Raw genomic sequence first — 22,981 nt, forward strand, 5'->3', positions numbered from 1 at the left:
TTTAAGGATACATTTTTATGAGCCTGCAAATATTGTGATTCTTTTCAGTAGAGAACTCAATTTTATCCATTATTCTTTTCACAAGCATGAGACCCAGACCACCTTGCCTTCTGGTCGAGACCAGCTCCTCCATGGATGGAGATTCATATTCATTGATATCGAAACCTGCCCCTCTATCTCTAAAAGTAAAAATGATTTGTTTTGGCTTAAAATCTATGTTGAATTCAATGTGACTTTGTGGATTACAGTCGTTTGCATGGATAATCAAGTTAGCACATACTTCGTCCACTGCAAGCACAAGCTTATGTGCCTGAAGGTCGGGTACATTGTACTCCTCCAGCATATCTGACGTGAACTGGCGTATTCTTACCAGCTCATCTTTTTTACATCCTATGGTCAGCTTTTTACCCATTCAAAGTCTCTACAGCTGCTTCTTTGGTTTCTACTATGGTTAATAATTTTTCTAAACCCAGTATGTCAAAAACTTGTTTCACAGTTTCATTTATTCCAAAAATTGCAAGCTCAATTTTTTGCAATTTGAATTCATCTAAGTGAGAGATAAATACGCCTAAACCTGCGGAAGAGATATAGTTTAGCCCGGACAAATCAACCACTATCTTTTTTTCTCCATTTCCCATAGCCTCTTTTAGCGCATTGTCCAGGTAGATGCTTGAGCCTGCATCAATCTCTCCATTTACGGCAATGAAGTAAACGCCATCTTTATTTTCTGTGCTTATTTCAGCCATTTTTCTTGTCTTTAAATTGGACTACTACCAATGTATAATCATCATCAATGATCTCATCTCCTATAAAGTGAGAGAGATCACTTTTAATTCCTTCTTTTACTTGGTCGGGTGCTTTTGAGGCATGAGTGGTGAAAGCTTTTTTTAGTCGCTCACTTCCGTACTGCTCTCCTTCAGGATTCTTTGCCTCGGTGATACCATCTGTATATAGCAGCAGTGTATCACCCGCATGATAATTTACAGTATTGCTATGAACGTAATCTTCATAGCTTGAGTTTCTCACCATCCCTAAACCCATGCCATCACACTTTAGGAAATCAACAGAGTTTTCATTTTTACAATAAAACAAACTTGGGCAATGGCCAGCTCTGGAGAAATTTAAAATGTTTTTATTGGTATCAATATCGAAATAAGTGGCCGTAATGAATGACGTTTTTTCCAGGCACTGACCTAACGCGATATTGGCCTTTTTGTTAAACTCTTCAGGTGATACGCCCTGATTAGCCAGACTATGAAAAATACCCTTCATTTGGGCCATCTGAAAAGCCGCGCTTGTACCTTTTCCGGATACATCTCCAATAATCAAACTAAACCGATTTTTTCTGTACTCCAGGATATCGTAATAGTCACCCCCTACTTCATCGGCTGCCATGGAGAAAGCTGCCATTGTCAGGTGATCATTATTGATAAGTGAAGTTGGCAGCAAACTCTTCTGAACATTTTTTGCGATCTTAAGCTGCTCTTTGTATCGTTCATTTTCAATCGACTCCTGAATCAGCGAAAGGTTTTCCAAAGAGATGCTGGCTTGGTTTACGAAGGTGGTAATGATGTTTACCATCTCTCGATTGAATGCCTCAGAAACTTCATTGAGCAACACAATGAATCCCACTTGCCTATTTTGAACCATGATCGGCAGAGCAATGATGGATTTGTATTGCGAGTGTTTTAGGTCATCCGTGAGTTTACCGGGGTTTGCCTCGCTTTTAAGCGTTAGGCTAAGAATATTTTTTATGGTTTCACTTTTAATCGCTGACTTTACCTCTTCTACCTCTTCATCTTTTAGGTTGCGGATTATCTGTGTAGTCCCGCTTTCTTCCTTTACTTCCAGCCAGGCGGCATCTGCAAAAACGGCACTCATGGAGCTTTCCAGGAGTATTTCGTAGGTTTGATCTTTCGTCTCACCTCGAGGTATCGACTGGCTAAGTTTTTGAAAATCAAGTGCCTCTTTGAGCTTCTGTTCAAAAACAGAAGAGGTTGGTAGGTTGAAGAGTGTAACCAGGATGGAGATGACAGCATAGAGGAATAAGAATCCGAAAATCCCATAGGTGAAAGTTCGATCCAGTAGGTCAATCACCAGCACATCCGTATAAGAGAATTTTAACAGGTTTAGAAGAAAGTGATAGAGATAAATGCCGGATAACAAAATAAAAAGAATGCCTTTCCATTTCTGCTTAAAATTCAGGTAGGCTACCCACTTAAGATTGAAAACAAGGATCAGTGAAAAACATCCCAGTATAACAAGTGCTACCCTAAAATTCGCTTGCGCAACACCGGCTCCCAGAAAATCAAAAAAAAGTGCTGCAACCAAAGCGATTTCAAAAAATCCCCATAGCTGTAGAAGGTTTTTGGATTTCTGGTAAAGAATCAAACGTTTCCAAACCACGAGGGTAGAAACCATAAATATTACCACCAACCCCACTAAGATGTTATAAAAGAAATTGATCGTAAGTGGGCTTTCTACAAGCGTAGTACTTGCGAATAGATTGAAGAACAATTGAATCGCAAGCGAAATGAGCGTTGTGATTAAACCTGTAATAAAAACTTTCCACAGAAGGTCGGTGAAGTTGAGGCTATCAGCTTTTGTGATTATGTATCTGTAATAGGCAAATGTGGAAAGCACAAAGCCAGTGAAGCACAGCTGTGGAAAGAAGTTGGAGAAGTCCACCTTCATGTCATAGCTCTGTACGAAAAGCAGGTAAATGCTGGAGCCGGTAAATAGCAGCCAGCAAATAATAGCTCCAAGAAAGCTAAGTCTTATTTTCACCTTGTCCGACACGGCGACAAAAATACAGACCTTAGGCTACAAAAGGGTTAAAGAGTGGGTTTAACCGGTTAAAGTATGTTAAGGAAGTAGATTGAGAATTTGTTGCAGATATTTTTTGTCTACCTCATCAAAATCATTCAGCTGGTCACTATCTACATCTAAAACGCCGATCACCTTTCCCCCTTTTACTACAGGGATGACGATCTCAGATTTAGAAGCTGACGCACACGCTATATGACCGGGAAATTCGTCCACATTTGGAACAATAAGTGTTTGCTCCCTCTGCCAACTGGAACCACAGACCCCTTTCCCTTTTTTGATACGTGTACAAGCAACCGGGCCTTGAAACGGGCCAAGAACCAATTCATCTTCTGAATCTACGAGGTAAAAACCTACCCAGAAGAAATCCATAGCTTCCTTCAGAGCAGCGGCGATATTAGCAAGGTTAGCCACCAGATTGGTCTCACCATAAAGTAGTCCATTGATTTGAGGTATCAACGATTCGTATTTTTCCTCTTTCGTTCCTTCCTTAATTAATGCTAAATCCTCAGCCATGGTTGTTTTTATAAATGGTTAATCGATCTGCAAAAATAGTCTCTTCTTTTTCCGGCTTACCTTCTATTTCCGGTGCGGGAATACCCTTGCCAAAAGTAGTGGGAGAAGTGAACACTCTTGCCTCATCCCAACAGTTTTCATTGATGAATGAGTTCATTGTTTGTGCTCCTCCCTCGATGATGACAGATTGTATTTTCCTCTCGTGGAGTTTTCGCAATACACTCCAGGGATTATTCAGGTCGGTTTTGATCCATTCGATGTTTTCTTTCTTCTCTTCCTTTAATGCATTGAGAATTAGGGTAGAAGCTGAGGAATCAAATAGTTTAAAATCCTTATGTACTTCCAGATTGCTGTCCAATAAAACCCTCACTGGATTTCTGCCTGTCCACTCCCTGGCAGTTAGTGAAGGATTATCATGAATCGCTGTGTTTTTCCCAACTAGAATGGCGTCTTCTTCCGTTCGCCATTTATGGACAAGCTGTCTGGAGTAAGGTTCACTGATCCATTTAGAGTCAAAGTTTTCTCGAGCGACAAAGCCATCAGCTGTCTGGGCCCATTTGAGGATGACATAAGGTCGTTCTTTTTGAACCGAGGTAAAGAAATGTTTATTAAGTTCAAGTGCTTCCTGCTCTATTATACCAAGGGTTACTTCTATTCCTGCTGATTTTAATTTTTCAATCCCTTTTCCATCAACCTGATCAAACGGATCCCGACAAGCAATAACCACCCGCTTTATTTTCTTTTCAATGAGTAAGTCTGCACACGGTGGGGTTTTGCCGTGATGAGCGCATGGCTCTAAAGTGACATAGGCAGTACTTTCCGTGAGTAATGATTGATCTTTTACGGATGTTATGGCATTCACTTCAGCATGTGCTTCTCCATATTTTTGATGATAGCCTTCACCGATGATTTTTTCATCATGTACGATGACACAACCAACCATTGGGTTGGGGGAGACAGAGCCCTTGCCTCGCTTGGCCAGATCAAGGGCCCTTTGCATGTATCGGCTATCATCCACTGAGTGTGTAATTTCGCTTTTGAATGAAAAATGTGAAGCAAATCTGGCAAGAAACAGCGAAACAGCTGGAAAAAGTTTATGATCAGCGTGAAGCTGGGAATATTAGTTATCTGCTTTTAGAAGATTTGTTTGATGTATCTCGTGCTTCCATTCTCTCAGCAGAGTCATTGGATGTAGATCATGCAAAACTTAAGCAGGCGATTAACCGATTGCTTAATCATGAGCCATTGCAGTATGTAACGGGTGTTGCAGACTTTTATGGGAGGAAATTTCGAATGGCTCCCGGTGCATTGATTCCCAGACCAGAAACAGAGGAGCTGGTTGATTTGATTGTGAAGGAAAATCGAATAGAAAAACCTAAAGTGCTGGATGTTGGAGTTGGGTCAGGTTGTATTGCTATTGCACTGGCACTTGAACTAAAAGGAGAAGTCTTTGGAACAGACATTTCAGAGGAGGCACTCTCCATTGCCCGATCCAACGCGGATCGATTGAACGCCAACGTTGATTTGATTCAAAGCGATATTCTATCGGAACGCCTGCCGGTGAATGAGCTGGATATTTTGGTGAGCAATCCACCTTACATTCCACAAAAGGAGTTTGAACAGATGGCAAAAAATGTAACGAACCATGAGCCGGAACTGGCACTTTTTGTTCCTGATGATGATCCGCTGATTTTTTATAAAAGAATTGCCAAAGAAGGCTTAAAATCTTTAAAAAGGGGGGGTAAGCTCTACTTTGAAATCCATGAGAGATTTGGTTCTGAGGTTAAAATGGGTTTAAAAAAAGCAGGCTATTCAGATGTTGTAGTTCACAAAGATATGCAGGGCAAGGATCGGATGGTGAGTGGAAATTTATGATTAACCAAGTGCGGTCTTCATGTTCCTAAACGCTTTAAGATACATGTTGGCGTTAAAAAAATATAGCACTTCGAAAATGAGGACTGCAGGCCATGTATAATGCCAAATCAAGAAGTAATCTCCCAAATGAGCTAAAAAACCAACTAGCATAATCAGTACCCCGAGAATCATTAAAATTATGTGGATTGGTCGTTTATCAAAGTTGATTAGGCTCTTTAGCCGTTGATTAGACTCCTCGGTCAGATTAAAGCTCTTTGAATCAAGCTCATTGTAATGTTCGTATAAAAAGCTCTTCAGGTGTATTCGATGATGCGCATTAAAAATCAGTGAAATCATCATTGCACCAAAGAATGCTGTATTATTCCACCGAAATTTTTCTGTTAGCTCAAAGAATTCATTGAGCATTGCGTAATTAATTATTGCAAATCCTAAAATGATAATGAATGCAAGAAATGGGAATGCATACCTAAAGCCCATGGGGCCTGTTTTACTAGTCTTGTTAATGTTCCAGGTAGTGTTCCAGGATTCAATGATTTTCTTTCGCTCTTGAATCAGATCGCTCATGGTTCAAAAATATTAATCAAACTGAAAATTCACACGAACTGTTGCTATGCCTTCAATAGTGGAGCCATCTTTTTTTGCTGCATTCCATGCTGGCCCCTCTTTAACTAACCGTATAGCCTCTTCATCACATCCATATCCAAGACTTTTTTCTATTTTAATATCAAGGATTTCCCCGAATTCACTGATTGTCAGACTCAATATCACCTCTCCTTCAATATTATTTTCTTTTGCCGCCTTCGGGTAAATCAATTCTTGTTTCAAATATTCTTGATATAGACTGTCTCCAAAGGAAGGTTTTGGAGGAATAATTTCAATTGATTCCCGATCATTCATCTCAGCAATCGTAGCTCCACTACTTCTTGCTGCAGAACGGGCTGCAGCAGGTTGATCTGAATTTACCTCTTCTATGGCCTCTATTTTCTTCGCAGAAAAACTTTGAATAGGTACTACGACCTCTTCTTCCATCACTATCATTTCATCTGTCATGGGCTCTATCACCACTTCTTTTTCAATATCTTCCGCTTCTGCTAATTGCAGTGCCTCGCCTTTGCCTTCAAGTTGACCTACTTCATCAACATCATCCGACATTGCAAGGGCTTCCCTCTCTTCTACTTCAGGTGCAGGTTTTTTAGCTAAAATTTCTTCTCGTTCTTCGAGCTCTTTTACTTTATTGCCTACTTCTTTTGATGAAGCCTCATCTTCCGGGATTTCCTTGGATGCAGGAATTGTATCTGGCTTTGGGCCTGATTGTGTATGTTCTTCGATCGGCTCTTTTTCCATGGCTAATTGCTCACCCTCCATTTGTTCGGTGAAGAAATAAACGGTGAAGTACCCGACCATTAGCAATGCAACAACAGCTGCCATGCGCATCCATGACCAAGCCTTCTTCTTTTCTCTTCGAATTCGTGACCTTAAATGTGTCAGATCCTTCAGCGCATCAGCATTCTGTTCTTCAAATCCTTCCAGGGCCTCTTGGGCAAATGGATCATCCAAAACCTCACGCTCAAAAGCATGCGCCTCTTCTGGACTCATTTGGCCCTTTAGATACCGTTCAAATTGTTCGCTATGGTTTTTATCGTTTGACATTCTTGCTTTCCAAACACATTTTCAAGTTACGTTTTCCATTTTGGATGTGGCTTTTCACTTTTTTTAAGTCAAGCCCTGTTTCTTCATTCACCTGCTGATAGCTTTTCTTTTCAATGAAAAAGAGCTTTACACATTTACGTTGTTCTGTTTTTAATTCCTCAATGCAGGCTTCTAATGCTTCCAAATCTTTTTCTAATGCTATTTTTTCGTCATTGAGATGCACCTCCTCTCCCAATTCCATAAAAACTTCAGTATGAATTTCCGGATTCTTTTTTCTAAGCTCCATTAGACAGTGATTTTTACTCACCATATACAGCCAGCTTTTGAAGTGCTGCACCTCCGTATATAAGAGTTTCTCTGAGATCTGCTCGTAGATCGACATCACGGCATCCTGCGCATCGTCTCGATTTTTCAGATACTTCAGGCAAAGACCATACACCAGATGTATGTATTTGTTGAATATCTCACCGAGCACCTCCTGATTACCGGTATTCCGATAAAACCGAAGCTGTAATTCGTCTGTGGGTGATATATTCCCGTTTTCTGTCATTTCGACGAAGGAGAAATCTTTACTTGTTGCGAGAAATACATTATTGGTAAATATCTCTCACTTCGTTCGAGATGACAAAGAAATATTGCTCGCTCATTTCTAGCCTGCCATTGTCGGCAGGCTCACCGAGAAATCTTTACTTGTTATTTAAATAATCCCAAGCTCCAATCTCTTCATTTAAGAATTTCCAATTTGGATTCACTGATTCAATCAGTTGATTCTTTTTACTTCTTCGCCACTTTTTTATCTCATGTTCTCGGTCAATTGCATTAGTTACATACTGGTGTCTTTCGTACCAAACGAGATTGTAGCAATAATATCTACCAGCCCATGTTTTGCTTTTACCTCTGTTTTCATAATGCTGGAGAAGTCTCGTAGGGAGGTCATTTGTCATTCCTACATAAACTACAGTTCGTGCCGGATTGGTAGCTATATAAACGAAGTAGTTGTGATTCATTTTTAGTAAATATCTCTCACTTCGTTCGAGATGACAAATTTGCTGTTTCTCTTTCCGTTTCTTGGAACATAAAAGAAATCTTTTTTTGATTTCAAAAAATCATTGAAGGTAAATATCTCTCCCCATGGTCGAGATGACATGCTGACTGATTTTCTCTTGATTTTGACTGGCTCAGAAAAAAATCAACTTTTTTTTATGGAATCCCATTCATGCCTGCATCTCAATGTCAAATCAAACGAAAAATGGCATGAAATGAGCCGAAAATTCGCGAATGACAACTATGAACCATTATTCTTTTTTTCAGCGAATTCCATGTCTCCTTTTAAAACATAAATTAAAATGACATGAAAAATCTAATAATCTTCTTCTCAATGATACTGGCTCTCAATGTTGATGCCAGATATGTAAACGGAACCGTATATGATGAAAACGGTCAGACCCTCTCAGGGGTAAATGTTTTAATTAAGGGAACAAGTAATGGCACCACTACAGATGTAAATGGTTTTTACTCGGTTGAGGTCGAAAGTGAGAAGTCCATTCTGGTGTTCTCACTTATTGGCTATGAAAGTAAAGAGGTTAAGGTTGGGAAAAGCAAAGTGCTGGATGTTACACTTAAGATTGGCAAGCTTGAACTTGAAGAAGTGGTGGTTGCTGAAGATGCAGTAAGCAGACCCATGATGGAACGTAGTAAACTGGCAAAAGGAGCAGGAAATATGGCAATGAGCTATGCTCCTACTTACTATGATCAAGGTCAGTATCACAACACCGAAGAGTATGCAACCATCCATGAAAATGGATTCAAAAAAGTGCTTGACAATGCGCTTTCCACATTCTCAATTGATGTGGATGCGGCTTCTTACAGCAACATGAGAAGATTTATCAACAATGGTCAACTGCCTCCGAAGGATGCGGTTCGCATTGAAGAAATGATCAACTACTTCAATTATGATTATGAAAATCCGACCGGAAAAGATCCTTTCTCGATTAATACGGAAGTTGCTAGAGCCCCCTGGAATGAACAGCATTTGATTGCACAAATCGGATTGCAAGGAAAAAAGATCGAATTGGAAAATCTTCCTGCATCGAACATTGTGTTTTTATTAGATGTGTCCGGCTCAATGAGCGCACCAAACAAACTGCCACTATTGAAGTCTGCATTCAAACTTTTAGTGAATGAGCTTCGACCTCAAGATAAAGTTTCTATAGTGGTATATGCCGGAGCAGCAGGAGTGGTGCTTGAGCCGACCGATGGAAATGATAAAAAGAAGATCATGGAGGCGTTGGATAATTTACAAGCTGGAGGCTCCACTGCCGGAGGTGCAGGGATTCAGCTGGCCTATAAACTAGCCAAAGAGCAATTTGTAGAGGGTGGAAATAATAGAGTGGTTTTAGCTACTGATGGTGATTTTAATGTAGGTGCCAGCAGCAATGCATCGATGGAGCGATTGGTTGAGGAGAAGCGAGACGAAGGGGTTTTCTTAACAGTACTTGGATTTGGAATGGGCAATTACAAAGATTCCAAAATGGAGATCTTGGCAGACAAGGGCAATGGAAATTATGCCTATATCGATACGATGAAAGAAGCAAAGAAGGTCTTGGTCAATGAGTTTGGAGGCACCATGTTCACCATCGCGAAGGATGTAAAAATTCAGGTGGAGTTCAATCCGGCTGTCGTTCAGGCCTACCGATTGATTGGGTATGAAAATCGTTTGCTCAATGACGAAGATTTCAATGACGATAAGAAAGATGCGGGTGAGCTGGGAAGTGGACACACCGTAACTGCGCTTTATGAAATCATTCCGGTGGGAGTGGAGAGTGCGTTTGTGAAGGATATCGATCCATTGAAGTATCAGTCCAACGATCAAAAAACAACGAGTTCTACAGATGAGCTGCTTACGGTGAAATTCCGCTACAAAGAACCGGATGGATCAAAGAGTAAGTTGATCACTCAGGTTGTGGAAAATGAAATTAGAAAGTCAAGTAACAACCTGGATTGGTCGATGGCAGTGGCAGGATTTGGAATGCTTTTGAGAGATTCTGAATACAAGGGAAAGTTAGCTTATGAAGATATTTTAAGTCTTGCAAGGTCAGCCAAAGGAAAAGATGATTTTGGTTATCGAGCGGAGTTTATTGAGCTAGTTGATCTAACCAGTAGAATGAATACGAGACAGTAATGACTGTTGAGTTTAGTCTGAAGGCGAGGAATCATTCCTCGCTTTTTTTGTTTTTTTGGGTATGGATAAAGTACAACTCGGAAAATCAGATTTAGAAATATCTCCTATCGTATTTGGTGCCTGGGCCATTGGTGGCTGGATGTGGGGCGGTACTGATGATAAGCTTGCGCTCGAGGCAATGAAGGCCGGATATGATTTGGGAGTGACCTCCATTGATACTGCACCGATCTATGGTTTAGGTCATAGTGAGAAAGTGGTCGGAAAATTCATCAAAGAAGTGGGAAGGGAGAATGTAGAGATCCTCACTAAATATGGCTGGAACTGGAAAATGGATAAAGGAGAGTATGTGATGGATGGAGCTGAACCCGGAGGACCATCTCAAAAAGTGTATTCTTATGCCGGAAAAGATGGCATCCGCATGGAGGTGGAAGACAGCCTGAGAAGACTGGGGATAGACTACATCGATTTGTACCAGATTCACCGACCGGACGCCACCACCCCAATTGAAGAAACTATGGAGGAAATGGAAAAACTAAAGAAGGAGGGAAAAATTCGAGCAGTTGGTGTTTCCAACCACAATGTGGCATTAATGAAAAAAGCCATGGCAGTCACTGAACTGGCATCTACACAATCTCCATACAGCATGGTGTATCGAAAAATTGAGAAGGACATCCTTCCGTTCTCGATTGAAAACAACATTGGCATTCTGGCTTACAGTCCATTGCAGCGAGGGTTGCTAACAGGAAAAATTACTGCGGACTATGAGTTTGGTGAAGGAGACCACCGTCCCCGAACCAAATTTTTCAAAGAACCGAACCGATCAAGGACCAATCAGTTTCTTCAACTAATCAAACCAATCGCCGAAGATCATGGTGTTACACTAGCACAGCTGGTCATCAATTGGACAGTGCAAAGAGATGGAATTACAGCAGCTTTGGTCGGTGCACGAAATGCAAAACAGGCCGAAGAAAATGCCAAGTCATTGAGCTTTGAATTGTCAAACGAAGAGGTCAATGAAATTAATTCCCAGCTAGAAAAAGTGGTAATTGATCACGATGTTTGAGAAATGGATGCAATCAAGCTGGAAAAAGGAGAGGTGATTGTTGATGAGAATACGATCACAATCATTGATCAATCGAAAAAGCAAAGCAGATGGTTATTGGTTTCCTCTGTGGCCTGGACATTATACGGTATTATTTCTGTATTCAGGTACATAGAAGAAGGGGATGACTTTCTTCTTTGGACAGGGCTTTTTATAGGAATTGGACATTTCATAATTGCTTTTTATTACTTATTTATTAACACAACACAATCTGTTATTCCTAAAGATCAAATCAAGTCCATTAAGAAAGGAAGTAGACTCGGGTTAGGGTATGTTTCAATAAAGTTGAAAAGTGGAAGAACCCGAAAAATCAATCAGTTGGGAAGTAAAACGGATGAGATCGTAGAGTTGATTAGAAAGTGATTGCAACAAACACAATGAATCCCACCACGAGTGCGGCTTCAATGGTATTCTGAATGCGTTTAGGTTGTTCTTTGCTTATTCGGTTACAGATAAATCCTACTACCCAGCTTACCAGAAGCCCAATCACTCCTATAGCCAGCAATCCAACACTAAATAGTATCCCCCAGCCTTTACCATCATTCATTTCATTAAAGTAGAGAATTGACCAGATGGTGGTTAGAAACAGATGGAGAATTGAAACGATCTTGAGAACAGAAAGCTTTTTCATGTCCTCAAAGTTAAATTCAAACGGTGCGATACCTATGATAAAAGGCATCACACCGTATGATATTTGTTGATTTGGGCAAACATCAATTTTTTTTCAAAATGACTCATATAGTCTCCTCTTCGGAGGAGGAAGAGGTGGGTAAATTATAAAGCTGTCATTTTGAAAAAATTGAATAAAGAAAACATGTTTGTAAAACCCACCGCTGCGACGGACCGACCCAACCCCTCCAAAGGAGGGGATTTAAGGTGTTTTCTTTTTATTCTCTTAAAATTGAAGATTCAGGGCTAAAAGGAAGTTCCTTCCTGCCTGAGGATAATAATAGTTTTCTCTCACGACATAATCGCCACCTGCATAGCCAAAAGTGTATCCGTTTGAGGAATACTTCTCATCCAGAATGTTATTGACCAGCAAGCTGATGTTTACATTCTCAATGGATGAAACACTGAAATTGTAGCTCAATCTAAGATCATTGACAAAGTAAGCATCAATGCTTCGGTCTTCATTGCCGGTATTGTCCAGGTATTGCTGACCTACATATTTACTTCTTAATGATGCATCAAACCCATCAAATGGAGAATAGGTCAATTGACTGCCACCTATGATATTTGGAGAGAATGAAATATCAGTGTCCTCATACTGGGTTTCTTCGATATTAAATTCATCGAAGTTGGTTCCGTAATTGTAAAGCACCTCTGTGAAGTTGGAAATCTTGTTTCTACTTAAGGTGAGGTTCGCATCCCATCGTAGCTGATCAGTGAATTGGTAAGCGCCAACTAACTCTACCCCCATTCGATAGCTATCAGGTACATTTTGGCGAATGCTGGAACCAACATCATTCAACTCACCAGTTAATACCAGCTGGTTTTCATAATCCATCAGGTAATAATTGGCTTGCAAACTAAAATCCTGGCCATAACTGCGATAGCCTACCTCCAGGTTTCTCAAAGTTTCGTGCTTTGGTGTGATTCCTCCAGGAGCGTCAACAAAATCATTTCTCACAGGCTCTCGATTTCCAATGGCAAATGAAGCATACACATTGGATTGCTCATTAAGCTGATAAGTAGCTCCAACTTTTGGGTTGAAAAAGGTATAATCATCACCGGTATCGATTACTCGTAAATCACTGTCAATGCCGACCGTTTCATAATCGATCTTTCTCACCTGTATGTCTGCAAACAGGTTAAGGTCATTCAGCTGATAGTTTGCTTTTAAATAAACATTGAAATCTGTTTTCAAGCCGTAATTATTATAGTACCGTTCCCTTATCTCACTGTTGCTGGCATATTCAGCCCAGATGATTTCACCAAAATGATCTCCATCATATTTATTCCATGCACCCCCTAAAGTAATGTCCAGGTCATCTTTCAGGTAGTTGAATGAAAAAGTGGTACCATAGAAATCATTATCCAGCCATCGCCTCCTGATGAGATCAGTAGAAGTAATCGTAGTGTCTCCCAACACCACATTATCTAATCCATAATCAGCAAAATCATCATCATTTCTGTATTGCTCAAAATAGCCCCTACCGTAGGTATAATGTCCAGCTATATTTGCTGTCAGTGCATCACTCAATTGATGTGATAGATGTAATTGATAATGATCCTGCTGATAATTATCCACCTCGTTTTCGTAGAGGTAGTAATTGAATGTTCGCCCGGCTGTTCGAATATTTTGTGCCTGCTCGGGTGTATATCCATTGTTGGCAATCACTTCTTCAATGCCTGCCTCATCATTTTCTAACACGGCCTGTGGCGTTCCCCACCAGCTTTGATAAGTTACCTCTTTGCCTCCAAAAACCAATGCTTTGAGAATGGTCTTATCACCGTAATATCCTCCGGAGAGGAAGTAGGATTGCAGATCAGATTCAGCCCGATCAATGTATCCATCGGAGGCAATTTTTGATAGTCTGGACTCAAAGGACCATTTATCATTTAGCAATCCGGTGTTATACATCAGCGTATGCTTGCGTGTATTGAATGATCCAAAGCTGTTGTTTACTTCGGCGTATGCATCTCGTGATGGGACATTAGTCTGAAGGTTGACTGTCGCCCCGAATGCTGCTGCTCCGTTGGTTGAGGTTCCGACTCCTCTTTGAATCTGAATGTTGTCCACAGAGGAAGCAAAGTCCGGCATATTCACCCAAAAAACGCCATGTGATTCCGAGTCATTGACCGGTATACCATTTATGGTGACATTAATACGGGTAGCATCACTACCGCGAATTCTAAGCCCGGTATATCCCACACCTGCACCTGCGTCTGAGGTGGTGACCAGAGACGGTGAAAGGTTCAATAGAATGGGTAAATCCTGTCCCAGATTTACATCCTCGATTTCCTTTTTTGAAATTTCGGAATAGGTGGTTGGCGTGTTTTCATTGGCACGTGTGGCGTATACAATCACATCGTCCAACTCCTGTGTTTTTAAACTGTCCTGCGAATACGCAAAACCTGTCAGAAGCATAGCTACTGACAACCATAAAGCTCTCATGTTGATAAAAAATTAAAACATTTAACCATACGGGAAGCGGGGACTCCCCACCATTGGTTATCATACTGGCTTTTAAGCCGCTCCCTACGCCGGCATTACCCGGATCAGGTCATGGGTATGATCTCAGCCTTGTCTCGTTCACTTGAACGGGATCGGCACCCCTTTCGGGCGCAAAGGTAGGACGCAATTCCTAAATCCTGAATTTAAAATCCAAAATCCTTATACTTCACTCAACTCCAGCCAGCGCATCTCTTTCTCTTCCAGCTCTTCCTCGATGGCTTTGATTTGATTGCTGATTTCTTGTAGTTTTTCGTATTCGGTTTCGGAATTAAGGGATTCTTGCAATTCAGCCTTTTTCGCCTCTAGTTTAGGGATGTCTTTGTCCAACTGGTCCAGCTCTCGTTGCTCATTGTAGCTGAGTTTACGTGCACTTTTTCCTTTTTCTTTTACCGGTTCAGCTTTCGGTTGCTCCTTCTTCGTAGGTGTTAAGTCTGCTACCGGAACTCCTTCTTTCTCCCGGTAGTCGGTGTAATTGCCAGGAAAATCACGAATTTTCCCCTGACCTTCAAAAACAAACAAATGATCCACCAGTCGATCCATGAAATACCGGTCATGGGAGACGACCATCAGGCAGCCGGTGAATTTTTGCAGGTAATCCTCCAGCACATTGAGTGTGGTGATATCCAGGTCATTGGTGGGCTCATCCAGGATGAGAAAGTTTGGATTGGCCATTAAAACCCGCATCAACTGGAGCCGGCGTTTCTCACCGCCGCTTAGCTTGCCAACAAAGTTGTGCTGCATCTTGGGAGGGAATAGAAACTGATTTAACAACTGAGATGCCGAAACCTGCGAACCGTCTTCCAATTGAATGTATTCTGCTACCTCCTTCACGATATCCAGCACTTTCTTATTTGGATCAAAGATGGTCTCGTCTTGGGTATAGTACCCGAACTTGGTGGTCTGTCCCACTTCCATGTGTCCGGAATCCGGTTTAATTTGCTGAGAGAGGATATTGAGGAAGGTGGATTTGCCCACTCCATTTGGTCCGATAATGCCTACTTTTTCCCTTCGCTTGAAAACATAGCTAAAATCTTCTATCAGCTTTTGATTGTCAAAGGATTTAGAAATATGCTCCAGCTCCAGAATTTTTTTCCCTTGACGCTCTCCTTTTAGATTGACTTCCATCTTTTGCTCTTGAGTGCCACTGTGCGCCTTGGATTTGATATCCTGGAATGCATCCACGCGGTATTTTGCTTTGGTACCACGCGCTTTTGGCTGTCGCCGCATCCATTCCAACTCTGTTTTGAACAGGTTTTTTGCTTTATCGATGCTTGAAGCCTCCATCTCCATGCGTTCGGCTTTCTTCTCCAGAAACTGGCTGTAGTTGCCTTTATATCGGTAGATATTTCCCTGATCAATTTCCAAGATTTCGTTAGTGACCCGATCCAAGAAGTAGCGATCATGAGTGACCATCAATATGGTTAGGTTGGCTGTGGCGAGGTAGTTTTCCAGCCATTCGATCAACGCCAGATCTAGATGGTTGGTCGGCTCATCCAGAATAAGAAAGTCAGGATTAACGACTAAAGCCTGAGCTATTGCCACACGTTTTTTCTGGCCTCCCGATAGCTCCTTGATTTTCTGCTCAAGATTATGAATGCCTAATTTCCCTAATAACCCTTTAATCTGATGCTCATATTCCCACGCATTTAAAGCATCCATTTTTTCCAGGATTGGGGTGAGATCTGGTGCATTGGAAGGATCATTCTCAGTTTTCCATAGTGCCAATTCATAATCCCGAATGACGTTGAGTTCTTCTTTGTCGTCCGAAAAAACGGCCTGTAGTATTGAGTCGTCTTCGTTAAATTTTGGATGCTGCTCCAGCATAGAGATGGTAAGCCCTTTGCGAAAGGAGACTTTTCCTTTGTCGGGCACTTCTTTTCCGGCAATGACTTTCATCAAGGTGGATTTTCCCACACCATTAACACCCACTAGTGCAGTTTTTTGACCTTGATCGAGACCGAAGGTAATACCTTCAAATAGCCGCTTTTCATCGTAGCTCTTGGAGAGCTCCTCCACCGACAGATAATTCATGCGACAAAAGTAGCCATTGCAGTACTGGAACAAATCATCATCAATTAGTTTTATATACCTATGAAGTATATAGTCATTTCCACACTCCTCATTTCTTTAGTGGCCTGTGCCCCATCCAGTTCTCAGGACAAACCAAATAATCATACGCTAGCCGAAAAACCGCAAAATTTCAATGATTATTGGTATGCGGGGGAGGCGGAGATTACCAGCTATAAGCTGGAACAGGCAAGGTATGGCAAAATCCATTCGGGAGAGGCGGTTATGATTTTTGTAACAGAGCCGTTTTCAAAAAGTAAGCAGGTGAAGCTGGATGACTGGCGTGATGAAAGTGCCGATAATGTGAGCGTCATGAAGCTGAACATGACTAAGAAATTCCTAACGGGCATTTATCCATACTCCATGATGATGAGCACGTTTACCCCGATTTCTTATGATCAGTATCCGGATCCTTTCAAGGTGACTACTTCATCACAAGAGTGGTGCGGACATACCTGGATGCAGCTGAATTTGCAAGAAAAGGATTTTCGTCTGCGTGGGTTTTCTTACTTCGAATCTGAGGGGGATGTAGAAGTTGCTGTGCCCAATGTTATGTTGGAGGACGAGCTCTGGACTCGCATTCGGTTCAATCCGGAGAATTTGCCAACAGGTAAAATAAAGGTTCTTCCTTCCACTTTTTACTTGCGATTGAGACATCAGGAGGCAAAACCTAAAGTGGCTGAAATAACGAAGTTGCCCGTGCATGAGTCTGAGTTTTCAACAGAAGATCATGTGATCTACAAAATCGAATACAATGACCGTACCTTGACGATTTACTACGAACCTGAGTTTCCGTTTACAATTCTCGGCTGGGAGGAAACCTACCTGAGTGGTTTTGGTAATCCTGAAATCCTGACAACTAAGGCGAAGCGGATCAATTCAATCAAATCGGCTTACTGGGGGAAGAACAGTAACAAGGATAGGGAGATCAGGAAGGAGCTGGGTTTAGGAGTGGAATAAAACATCCCCCTCCGGCCGCACTTTTCTTTTGCTCACCCCCTTCAAAGAGGGATTACTTCTCACATTTATTTTGCAAATGTCCCCTTGAGGGGACAACAGGGGTGTTTACATTTGAATGATGAATGAAAGTAAAAACCCCTGGATCACCCATTCCTCAAAAACCATCTACGAAAACCCCTGGATTACATTAACAGAGCATGATGTCACCAATCCTGGAGGAGGCAAAAGTCTTTATGGTAAGGTACACTACAAAAACTGGGCCTTGGGAATTATTCCATTGGATAAAGAGCAGAACACTTGGTTGGTTGGACAGCATCGATACACCCTGAATGAGTACTCGTGGGAGATTCCAATGGGAGGAGGACCATTGACTATTCCTAAACTAGAATCTGCGAAAAGAGAGCTCAAGGAGGAGACAGGACTGACTGCATCGAAGTGGACAGAAATTTGTAAAATCCACACATCTAATTCGGTGACGGATGAAGTGGGAATTGCTTACCTGGCTGAGGAACTTACTCTGGGAGAAACTGAATTTGAGGAAACAGAAGACCTAAAAGTGTGGAGACTTCCATTTAGAGAAGCATTAGCGATGTGTGATAGAGGCGAAATTACGGACAGTTTGAGCGTTGCAGCTATCTATCGCTTAGCCAGGATGCGGAAGATCACCTAATTCAATACGGTGAAAGTGGTAACTTGATTGTAAATGTTGTGCCTTCAGCCGGTTGGCTTTTTACTTGTATTTCACCTCCATTTAGTTGTACGAACTCATAAACCAATTGGAGACCTAACCCCAAACCTGTCTCGCCTAATGTACCCTTTGTTGAAATGGTCTCGTCCAGATCAAAGAGCCCTTTTTGCTTATCCTCCGATATACCTACTCCATTATCGATCACCTGAATGATGCAATAATTTCTGTTTTCATCAGCCTCAGCCCGGACCTTTACAAAGCCGCCTTTGTTTGTAAACTTGATGGCGTTGTTTACCAGGTTTCTAAGGATGGTAGAGGTGGTATTGCGATCCGCATTCAGATAGCATGGCTGTTCAAAATCGAGTTTAAGTTCAATCTCTTTTGATGCTGCAGTGTCTTTAAACATCTCCATAACATCATTTACAAGAACTTTTAAGTCGAGACGCTCCGGAACGTATGGGAAGTGGCCACTTTGCTGCAACGCCCAATTCAACAGGGTATCCAAGAGTTTTGTGAGGCGGTCCACTGATTCGCTCATTTGATCGACCATTCCTCTTACTCCCTCAGCGTTACCATCTTTAAGGTACATCTGGCAGACAGTCACTAAACCTCCAAGCGTATTAACCGGCCCCCTAAGGTCATGCGAGATGATAGAAAAGAATTTGTCTTTGGTTTGATTCAACACTTCCAGATCATCATTTTGCTTTTCAAGTTGCTTGCTTAGTCGGTTCTTGGATTTAAAAGATGAGTAAACGATAATGACAAGACTTATAAAGGCTATCAGAAGTATTCCACCAGTTATGATGATTATTTGATTATTTCTTTTTTGCTCCAGCAAAAGATCCACTTCTGCCTGCTTTCTCCCTACCTCATACTCCGTTCTCATATCTCCCAGCCTTTGTGTGGTTTCCAAATTTTGAATACTGTCTTTATATGCGTGATACTGGGTTTGATACTTGATTGCTTCTTCTAACTTTCCTCTTTTCTTGTACAGCTTGAAGAGTAGATATGAGGCATCTCTCACCTGCTCTTTCAGTCCGATACTTCTGGCCATTTCCAGACCGATTAGGGTATACTTGATTGCTTCTTCCTCAGCATTTTCTTCTTTGAAGATATTACCAAGTTGATTATAATAATCAGCCATACCATACTTGTCGCCGAGAGGTTTCAGCATTTCTATGGCTCTGAAAAGGTCTTCTTTAGCCTTTTCCCGATCTCCTTGCTTCCAATAAACGAGTGCACGATTGCCAATGATGTAGGCAACTCCCAGCTCAAATTTTAATTGTCTGAGGATAGGTTCTGATTCATTGTAATAGGCCATTGCTGAATCATAATTGCCAATTAAATAATAATCATATCCGAAATTCAACAAGCTCAGGGCAAGAGGTTGTTTTTTACCCAACTCCCTCAGCATTTCTATTGTTTTTGAACCATAGAATAGTGCATTTTCTGAGTCACCATTTTGGGTATAGCAAGTAGAGATTTCTGCATAAATCTCTGCGAGGATATTTTTGAACTGCTGTTTTGCAGCCGCTTTATCTGCTGCCTTAAAGAGATTTTCAAGTCCGCGTTCCAGATTGCCCATAAACCGATGAGCAATACCCATTTGCATGTATGCCTTTATTCTGTATTCATCACTATTAGCTTCTTCTGCCAGCTCCAATAAATATTCAGAGTATTCGAGTTTTTTGTCAGGAGCAATCGTATGTGTAGGCAATCGATAGTATGCCTCCATTTCCTGACTTGGGGTTAGGATTCCCTTGTCAATTTCTTTTTTGATGCTATCTGCTTTTTGCTGGTTTTGGGCGGAACTCAAAAAAGAAAAAATCAAACAGAGAATCAGAGGAAGAAAATGTTTGAATTTTTTCATGGTAGTGATTAACCTTCACCGACAGCTTCTTCACCGGAATCCGACTGCCCTCCAACGGTAATTTTAGGATCAAGTCTTACACGAATGCCATTCTCTCTTGCCACATAGACAATATCATATTTCAATGAAGTTTGGTTCTGATCAGTTAGGAGAGGGACTCGAATTACCCACATTTTATGCGGAACAAAATCTTCGGGCAGATCACCCAGGTAAGCTTCAGATGCTTCATCAAACTCAATGCTATCTACTTCTGAAAGGCCCCCGCCTGCAAACCAGAAAATATAATCTCCGGGATTAACAATGGCAGTAATTGAGGTTTCAACAACTTCCTGATAGCCTTTGAAGTCATCTGTATTAGTGTCGAATAGTAGTTTTCCATCCTTGTGTTTCAATACAGTAATGGCTTTATCTGAATCTTCAAACCTTCCTTTGACGGTCTCCAAATAGTCATTCGCAAGTGCTGTGGCAGCAATCATATCTTCATCGATGCTGTTTTCTTCAATGACTTCATCCTGACATGCAACAAATAGAAGAATAGCTATTAGTGCAAGCTGTCTTACCCGTAATATCCTCATACTGTGGTGGTTAATTATAGTCTTAAAGATACCAAACTAATAACAATGTTTATCAATTGATAATATTTTGGGCATCATACTTTTCCACTTTTCGACCAACTTGCCAATTATCAGATCGAATAGGTTCGTTACCCTCTACTAGTGAAATATTTAATGAACAAGAAGTTTAACGAAGAGATTTTTCAATCTTCGATAGACAAAAAGTAAACGATGTTTAAGAGTGCTATTTGTTAATTGTTGAAGGTACTACCTTGCGGCTGCAATGAAAATGAGGCATGACAATTAAAGAACACCTGAGGAAGAATATTGTACTTGCTACCCCTGTGATCATTGGTCAGTTAGGCCACATCATGGTAAGTGTGGCTGATAGTGTGATGGTGGGGAGGATTGGAGTCATTCCATTGGCAGCAGCCACTTTCGCGGGCACCATTTATCATGTGCTAATGCTTTTTGGAATTGGTGTGAGCTACGCGATTACTCCAAAAGTGGCGGCCACAGATACCAAGGATAGGCCAAGGCTATTAAAATTTCTTCAGAATGGATTTTTCATGAATCTTGGTCTGGGGATTTTACTGTTCACGCTTGGATACTTCGCCAGCCATTTTCTTCAATATTTTGGTCAGGAGGTCCCGGTGGCTGAGGCTGCAGGATCTTACTTAATCATCATGTGTGGATCATTGATTCCATTGATGATCTTTCAAACTTTTCGTCAGTATGCGGAAGGACTTTCGGATACGTTTAGTCCAATGGCAGTTTCTGTTTTGGCGAACTTGCTAAATGTATTTTTCAACTACATGCTCATTTATGGCAAGCTCGGTGCGCCTGCACTAGGATTAAATGGGGCAGGGCTTGCAACCTTGATGGCCCGGATTATCATGTTTACTGTAATGATATGGTGGGTAAAAGGAAAAATATCGGGTTTTGAATGGAAGTATGATTGGAGCGGGATTAAAGATTTATTGAGAATAGGACTTCCATCTGGTTTACAATACGTATTTGAGATAGGTGCGTTTGCGACGGCAGCCATCATGGTGGGGTGGATTGGGGCAGAGGCTTTAGCTGCTCACAACATCGCATTGAATTTAGCCGCTATTAGCTATATGGCGGCTACAGGACTAGCTGCAGCGTCCACTATAAGAATAGGAAATCAAATAAGGCTAAAGGATCGGCGTAACCTAAGGATTGCCGGATTCTCATCATTTGGATTGGTCACCGTTTTTATGGCTGGTTGTGGGCTTACGTTTATCTTGTTGAGAAATGTACTTCCTGCCCTTTATATAGAGGATGCAACGGTACAGGTAACAGCTGCATCATTGTTAGTCATTGCTGCTGCATTCCAGATCTCAGATGGTTTACAAGCTGTAGGTCTTGGCGTGCTTCGGGGATTGACAGATGTGCAAGTTCCAACCATCGTCACATTTGTTGCGTATTGGTTGATTGCGATTCCGGTTGGTTATTGGCTTGCTTTTCACGGAGGATATGGAGTTCAGGGAGTATGGTATGGATTGTCCATCGGGCTTACCATTTCAGGAGTTTTGCATATATGGCGGTTTAACCGACTGTCTAAAAAGATCAAATTTGTATGAGAAATTCGCTATCAGGTCTGTTTAGTCTTTGCACATTAATGCTATTGGGTCAACCCAAAATTGATACGATGTTTAGGGTGCCAGTTCCAGAGCCAATGTTCACAGAAATTGCTCCTAAGGTCTTGATTGATGAGGCTCATAATAATTTACACAAAAAAGAAACGGGGTTATATGCTTTGACCCGAATGATGGAAGCTGATGGAGCAAAAGTGTTTGCTAATGACAAGGGATTTGCCGAGAAAGGGTTGGCGGAATTTGATGTGCTGATAATTGCGAATGCCTTGCATGATTCCAACGTAGGAAACTGGCAAAATCCGTGTCCATCGGCATTTACTAAACAAGAAATTAAAGCGGTCGAGAAATTCGTTAAAGAAGGGGGCAGCTTGTTATTAATTGCGGATCATATGCCCTATGGTGGAGCAGCTCAGGATCTGGCCAAAAAATTTGGAGTCAAATGGAATAATGGGTTTGCCATACGGCAAGGGCAGCACTGGCCGCCCAGCGTTTTCGAGCGGAAGAATAATATGGCTTTAGACTCGCCGGTGACAATAGACAGTGATTATGGTAAAAAGATATCTTACATCGCAAGTTTTTCCGGATCGGTGTTCAAGGTTCCGGAAAGTGCCGAACCCTTCATGGTCTACGATGACTCGCACTTCATACTGATGCCGGAAGTAGCCTGGCAGTTTTCTGAAAAAACGAAAAACGAAAATTCAGCTGGCTGGATACAAGGAGCTTGCATGGAATACGGCAAAGGCAAAATCGTATTTCTGGGTGAGGCAGCAATGATCACTGCTCAGCTTGGTGATAATGATCATCGGGTTGGAATGAATAATCCTGAAGATGCACCTGAAAATGCCCAGCTGGCACTGAATATTTTTCGATATTTGGCTGCCAATAAATAGCC

The 22,981-nt window shown here is 41.5% G+C and carries 22 protein-coding genes and 1 riboswitch; of the genes, 8 read left to right on the plus strand and 14 right to left on the minus strand.

Annotated elements, in window-relative coordinates; genetic code table 11:
- Position 1: 1 nt before the first annotated feature.
- From ACOQON_RS00510 to ribD, 5 genes are all read right to left on the minus strand, one after another.
- Positions 2 to 412 carry an ATP-binding protein gene (locus ACOQON_RS00510; RefSeq protein WP_420576971.1) on the minus strand — a complete coding sequence of 137 codons (411 nt, stop codon included), beginning with the start codon at positions 410 to 412 and terminating at the stop codon, positions 2 to 4.
- On the minus strand, positions 405 to 746 hold the full coding sequence (locus ACOQON_RS00515) for an STAS domain-containing protein (RefSeq protein ID WP_420576972.1): 342 nt from the start codon (positions 744 to 746) through the stop codon (positions 405 to 407). Before ACOQON_RS00515 ends, ACOQON_RS00510 begins: the two co-directional genes overlap by 8 nt.
- Positions 739 to 2,787, minus strand: coding sequence for a GAF domain-containing SpoIIE family protein phosphatase (locus tag ACOQON_RS00520; RefSeq protein ID WP_420576973.1), 2,049 nt, complete (start codon positions 2,785 to 2,787; stop codon positions 739 to 741). Before ACOQON_RS00520 ends, ACOQON_RS00515 begins: the two co-directional genes overlap by 8 nt.
- A gap of 78 nt (positions 2,788 to 2,865) precedes the next feature.
- A complete protein-coding gene (locus ACOQON_RS00525; protein ID WP_420576974.1) occupies positions 2,866 to 3,342 on the minus strand; it encodes a GAF domain-containing protein in 477 nt (158 codons plus the stop codon).
- Positions 3,335 to 4,360, minus strand: coding sequence for a bifunctional diaminohydroxyphosphoribosylaminopyrimidine deaminase/5-amino-6-(5-phosphoribosylamino)uracil reductase RibD (gene ribD / locus ACOQON_RS00530; protein WP_420576975.1), 1,026 nt, complete (start codon positions 4,358 to 4,360; stop codon positions 3,335 to 3,337). The genes ACOQON_RS00525 and ribD overlap by 8 nt, the downstream gene beginning before the upstream one ends.
- A 23-nt stretch (positions 4,361 to 4,383) precedes the next feature.
- Between ribD and prmC the strand changes: the two genes are divergently transcribed.
- Complete coding sequence (gene prmC / locus ACOQON_RS00535; RefSeq protein ID WP_420576976.1) at positions 4,384 to 5,217, plus strand: peptide chain release factor N(5)-glutamine methyltransferase; 834 nt, start codon at positions 4,384 to 4,386, stop codon at positions 5,215 to 5,217.
- Here prmC and ACOQON_RS00540 read toward each other — a convergent pair whose 3' ends face one another.
- The 4 genes from ACOQON_RS00540 to ACOQON_RS00555 all read right to left on the minus strand — a co-directional run bounded on the left by ACOQON_RS00540 (position 5,218) and on the right by ACOQON_RS00555 (position 7,874).
- On the minus strand, positions 5,218 to 5,781 hold the full coding sequence (locus tag ACOQON_RS00540; protein WP_420576977.1) for a hypothetical protein: 564 nt from the start codon (positions 5,779 to 5,781) through the stop codon (positions 5,218 to 5,220).
- 12 nt (positions 5,782 to 5,793) lie between these two features.
- Positions 5,794 to 6,813: a TonB family protein gene (locus tag ACOQON_RS00545; RefSeq protein ID WP_420576978.1), complete on the minus strand. Its 1,020-nt coding sequence runs from the start codon at positions 6,811 to 6,813 to the stop codon at positions 5,794 to 5,796.
- 40 nt (positions 6,814 to 6,853) lie between these two features.
- The gene (locus ACOQON_RS00550; RefSeq protein ID WP_420576979.1) at positions 6,854 to 7,417 is read right to left on the minus strand and encodes an RNA polymerase sigma factor; all 564 of its coding nucleotides are present in this window, start codon (positions 7,415 to 7,417) and stop codon (positions 6,854 to 6,856) included.
- Positions 7,418 to 7,553: 136 nt separating this feature from the next.
- Positions 7,554 to 7,874, minus strand: a complete 321-nt coding sequence (locus tag ACOQON_RS00555) for a GIY-YIG nuclease family protein (RefSeq protein ID WP_420576980.1) — start codon at positions 7,872 to 7,874, stop codon at positions 7,554 to 7,556.
- Positions 7,875 to 8,218: 344 nt separating this feature from the next.
- Between ACOQON_RS00555 and ACOQON_RS00560 the strand changes: the two genes are divergently transcribed.
- From ACOQON_RS00560 to ACOQON_RS00570, 3 genes are all read left to right on the plus strand, one after another.
- Positions 8,219 to 10,048 (plus strand): YfbK domain-containing protein, encoded by a 1,830-nt coding sequence (locus ACOQON_RS00560; protein WP_420576981.1) that lies wholly within the window; start codon positions 8,219 to 8,221, stop codon positions 10,046 to 10,048.
- A gap of 61 nt (positions 10,049 to 10,109) precedes the next feature.
- Positions 10,110 to 11,111 (plus strand): aldo/keto reductase, encoded by a 1,002-nt coding sequence (locus ACOQON_RS00565; RefSeq protein WP_420576982.1) that lies wholly within the window; start codon positions 10,110 to 10,112, stop codon positions 11,109 to 11,111.
- 3 nt (positions 11,112 to 11,114) lie between these two features.
- Positions 11,115 to 11,513, plus strand: coding sequence for a hypothetical protein (locus ACOQON_RS00570; protein WP_420576983.1), 399 nt, complete (start codon positions 11,115 to 11,117; stop codon positions 11,511 to 11,513).
- Here the strand turns inward: ACOQON_RS00570 and ACOQON_RS00575 are convergent.
- The 3 genes from ACOQON_RS00575 to ACOQON_RS00585 all read right to left on the minus strand — a co-directional run bounded on the left by ACOQON_RS00575 (position 11,503) and on the right by ACOQON_RS00585 (position 16,359).
- Positions 11,503 to 11,781 carry a hypothetical protein gene (locus ACOQON_RS00575; protein WP_420576984.1) on the minus strand — a complete coding sequence of 93 codons (279 nt, stop codon included), beginning with the start codon at positions 11,779 to 11,781 and terminating at the stop codon, positions 11,503 to 11,505. The two genes, ACOQON_RS00570 and ACOQON_RS00575, sit on opposite strands and share 11 nt — an antisense overlap.
- Positions 11,782 to 12,045: 264 nt before the next feature.
- On the minus strand, positions 12,046 to 14,268 hold the full coding sequence (locus tag ACOQON_RS00580; protein WP_420576985.1) for a TonB-dependent receptor: 2,223 nt from the start codon (positions 14,266 to 14,268) through the stop codon (positions 12,046 to 12,048).
- Between the two features lie 64 nt (positions 14,269 to 14,332).
- Positions 14,333 to 14,442: riboswitch (TPP riboswitch) on the minus strand.
- A 45-nt stretch (positions 14,443 to 14,487) separates the two neighbouring features.
- Positions 14,488 to 16,359 (minus strand): ABC-F family ATP-binding cassette domain-containing protein, encoded by a 1,872-nt coding sequence (locus ACOQON_RS00585; RefSeq protein WP_420576986.1) that lies wholly within the window; start codon positions 16,357 to 16,359, stop codon positions 14,488 to 14,490.
- Between the two features lie 60 nt (positions 16,360 to 16,419).
- Here ACOQON_RS00585 and ACOQON_RS00590 point away from each other — a divergent pair, with 60 nt between their 5' ends.
- Together ACOQON_RS00590 and ACOQON_RS00595 are read left to right on the plus strand one after the other, a co-directional pair.
- Positions 16,420 to 17,355, plus strand: a complete 936-nt coding sequence (locus ACOQON_RS00590) for a hypothetical protein (protein WP_420576987.1) — start codon at positions 16,420 to 16,422, stop codon at positions 17,353 to 17,355.
- A 115-nt stretch (positions 17,356 to 17,470) separates the two neighbouring features.
- Entirely contained in the window at positions 17,471 to 18,025 is a 555-nt protein-coding gene (locus ACOQON_RS00595; protein WP_420576988.1) for an NUDIX domain-containing protein, read from the plus strand.
- Position 18,026: 1 nt separating this feature from the next.
- Here ACOQON_RS00595 and ACOQON_RS00600 read toward each other — a convergent pair whose 3' ends face one another.
- A complete protein-coding gene (locus tag ACOQON_RS00600) occupies positions 18,027 to 19,913 on the minus strand; it encodes a tetratricopeptide repeat-containing sensor histidine kinase (protein WP_420576989.1) in 1,887 nt (628 codons plus the stop codon).
- Between the two features lie 8 nt (positions 19,914 to 19,921).
- Complete coding sequence (locus ACOQON_RS00605; RefSeq protein ID WP_420576990.1) at positions 19,922 to 20,488, minus strand: hypothetical protein; 567 nt, start codon at positions 20,486 to 20,488, stop codon at positions 19,922 to 19,924.
- Positions 20,489 to 20,763: 275 nt separating this feature from the next.
- On the opposite strand from ACOQON_RS00605, the gene ACOQON_RS00610 reads away from it, so the two are divergent.
- Positions 20,764 to 22,074: an MATE family efflux transporter gene (locus ACOQON_RS00610; protein ID WP_420576991.1), complete on the plus strand. Its 1,311-nt coding sequence runs from the start codon at positions 20,764 to 20,766 to the stop codon at positions 22,072 to 22,074.
- Positions 22,071 to 22,979 carry a hypothetical protein gene (locus ACOQON_RS00615; protein WP_420576992.1) on the plus strand — a complete coding sequence of 303 codons (909 nt, stop codon included), beginning with the start codon at positions 22,071 to 22,073 and terminating at the stop codon, positions 22,977 to 22,979. Before ACOQON_RS00610 ends, ACOQON_RS00615 begins: the two co-directional genes overlap by 4 nt.
- Positions 22,980 to 22,981: the final 2 nt, after the last annotated feature.

This window comes from Ekhidna sp., assembly GCF_965221965.1.
Taxonomy (GTDB): Bacteria; Bacteroidota; Bacteroidia; order Cytophagales; family Cyclobacteriaceae; genus Ekhidna.

Coding starts and splice junctions, on each gene's coding strand:
- ACOQON_RS00595 (WP_420576988.1), top strand. CDS start 17,471: ATGATGAATGAAAGTAAAAACCCCTGGATCACCCATTCCTCAAAAACC.
- prmC (WP_420576976.1), top strand. CDS start 4,384: ATGAAAAATGTGAAGCAAATCTGGCAAGAAACAGCGAAACAGCTGGAA.
- ACOQON_RS00615 (WP_420576992.1), top strand. CDS start 22,071: ATGAGAAATTCGCTATCAGGTCTGTTTAGTCTTTGCACATTAATGCTA.
- ACOQON_RS00545 (WP_420576978.1), bottom strand. CDS start 6,813: ATGAGTCCAGAAGAGGCGCATGCTTTTGAGCGTGAGGTTTTGGATGAT.
- ACOQON_RS00605 (WP_420576990.1), bottom strand. CDS start 20,488: ATGAGGATATTACGGGTAAGACAGCTTGCACTAATAGCTATTCTTCTA.
- ACOQON_RS00565 (WP_420576982.1), top strand. CDS start 10,110: ATGGATAAAGTACAACTCGGAAAATCAGATTTAGAAATATCTCCTATC.
- ACOQON_RS00585 (WP_420576986.1), bottom strand. CDS start 16,359: ATGAATTATCTGTCGGTGGAGGAGCTCTCCAAGAGCTACGATGAAAAG.
- ACOQON_RS00555 (WP_420576980.1), bottom strand. CDS start 7,874: ATGAATCACAACTACTTCGTTTATATAGCTACCAATCCGGCACGAACT.
- ACOQON_RS00525 (WP_420576974.1), bottom strand. CDS start 3,342: ATGGCTGAGGATTTAGCATTAATTAAGGAAGGAACGAAAGAGGAAAAA.
- ACOQON_RS00570 (WP_420576983.1), top strand. CDS start 11,115: ATGGATGCAATCAAGCTGGAAAAAGGAGAGGTGATTGTTGATGAGAAT.
- ACOQON_RS00580 (WP_420576985.1), bottom strand. CDS start 14,268: ATGAGAGCTTTATGGTTGTCAGTAGCTATGCTTCTGACAGGTTTTGCG.
- ACOQON_RS00550 (WP_420576979.1), bottom strand. CDS start 7,417: ATGACAGAAAACGGGAATATATCACCCACAGACGAATTACAGCTTCGG.
- ACOQON_RS00510 (WP_420576971.1), bottom strand. CDS start 412: ATGGGTAAAAAGCTGACCATAGGATGTAAAAAAGATGAGCTGGTAAGA.
- ACOQON_RS00540 (WP_420576977.1), bottom strand. CDS start 5,781: ATGAGCGATCTGATTCAAGAGCGAAAGAAAATCATTGAATCCTGGAAC.
- ACOQON_RS00575 (WP_420576984.1), bottom strand. CDS start 11,781: ATGAAAAAGCTTTCTGTTCTCAAGATCGTTTCAATTCTCCATCTGTTT.
- ACOQON_RS00590 (WP_420576987.1), top strand. CDS start 16,420: ATGAAGTATATAGTCATTTCCACACTCCTCATTTCTTTAGTGGCCTGT.
- ACOQON_RS00610 (WP_420576991.1), top strand. CDS start 20,764: ATGACAATTAAAGAACACCTGAGGAAGAATATTGTACTTGCTACCCCT.
- ACOQON_RS00515 (WP_420576972.1), bottom strand. CDS start 746: ATGGCTGAAATAAGCACAGAAAATAAAGATGGCGTTTACTTCATTGCC.
- ACOQON_RS00600 (WP_420576989.1), bottom strand. CDS start 19,913: ATGAAAAAATTCAAACATTTTCTTCCTCTGATTCTCTGTTTGATTTTT.
- ACOQON_RS00560 (WP_420576981.1), top strand. CDS start 8,219: ATGAAAAATCTAATAATCTTCTTCTCAATGATACTGGCTCTCAATGTT.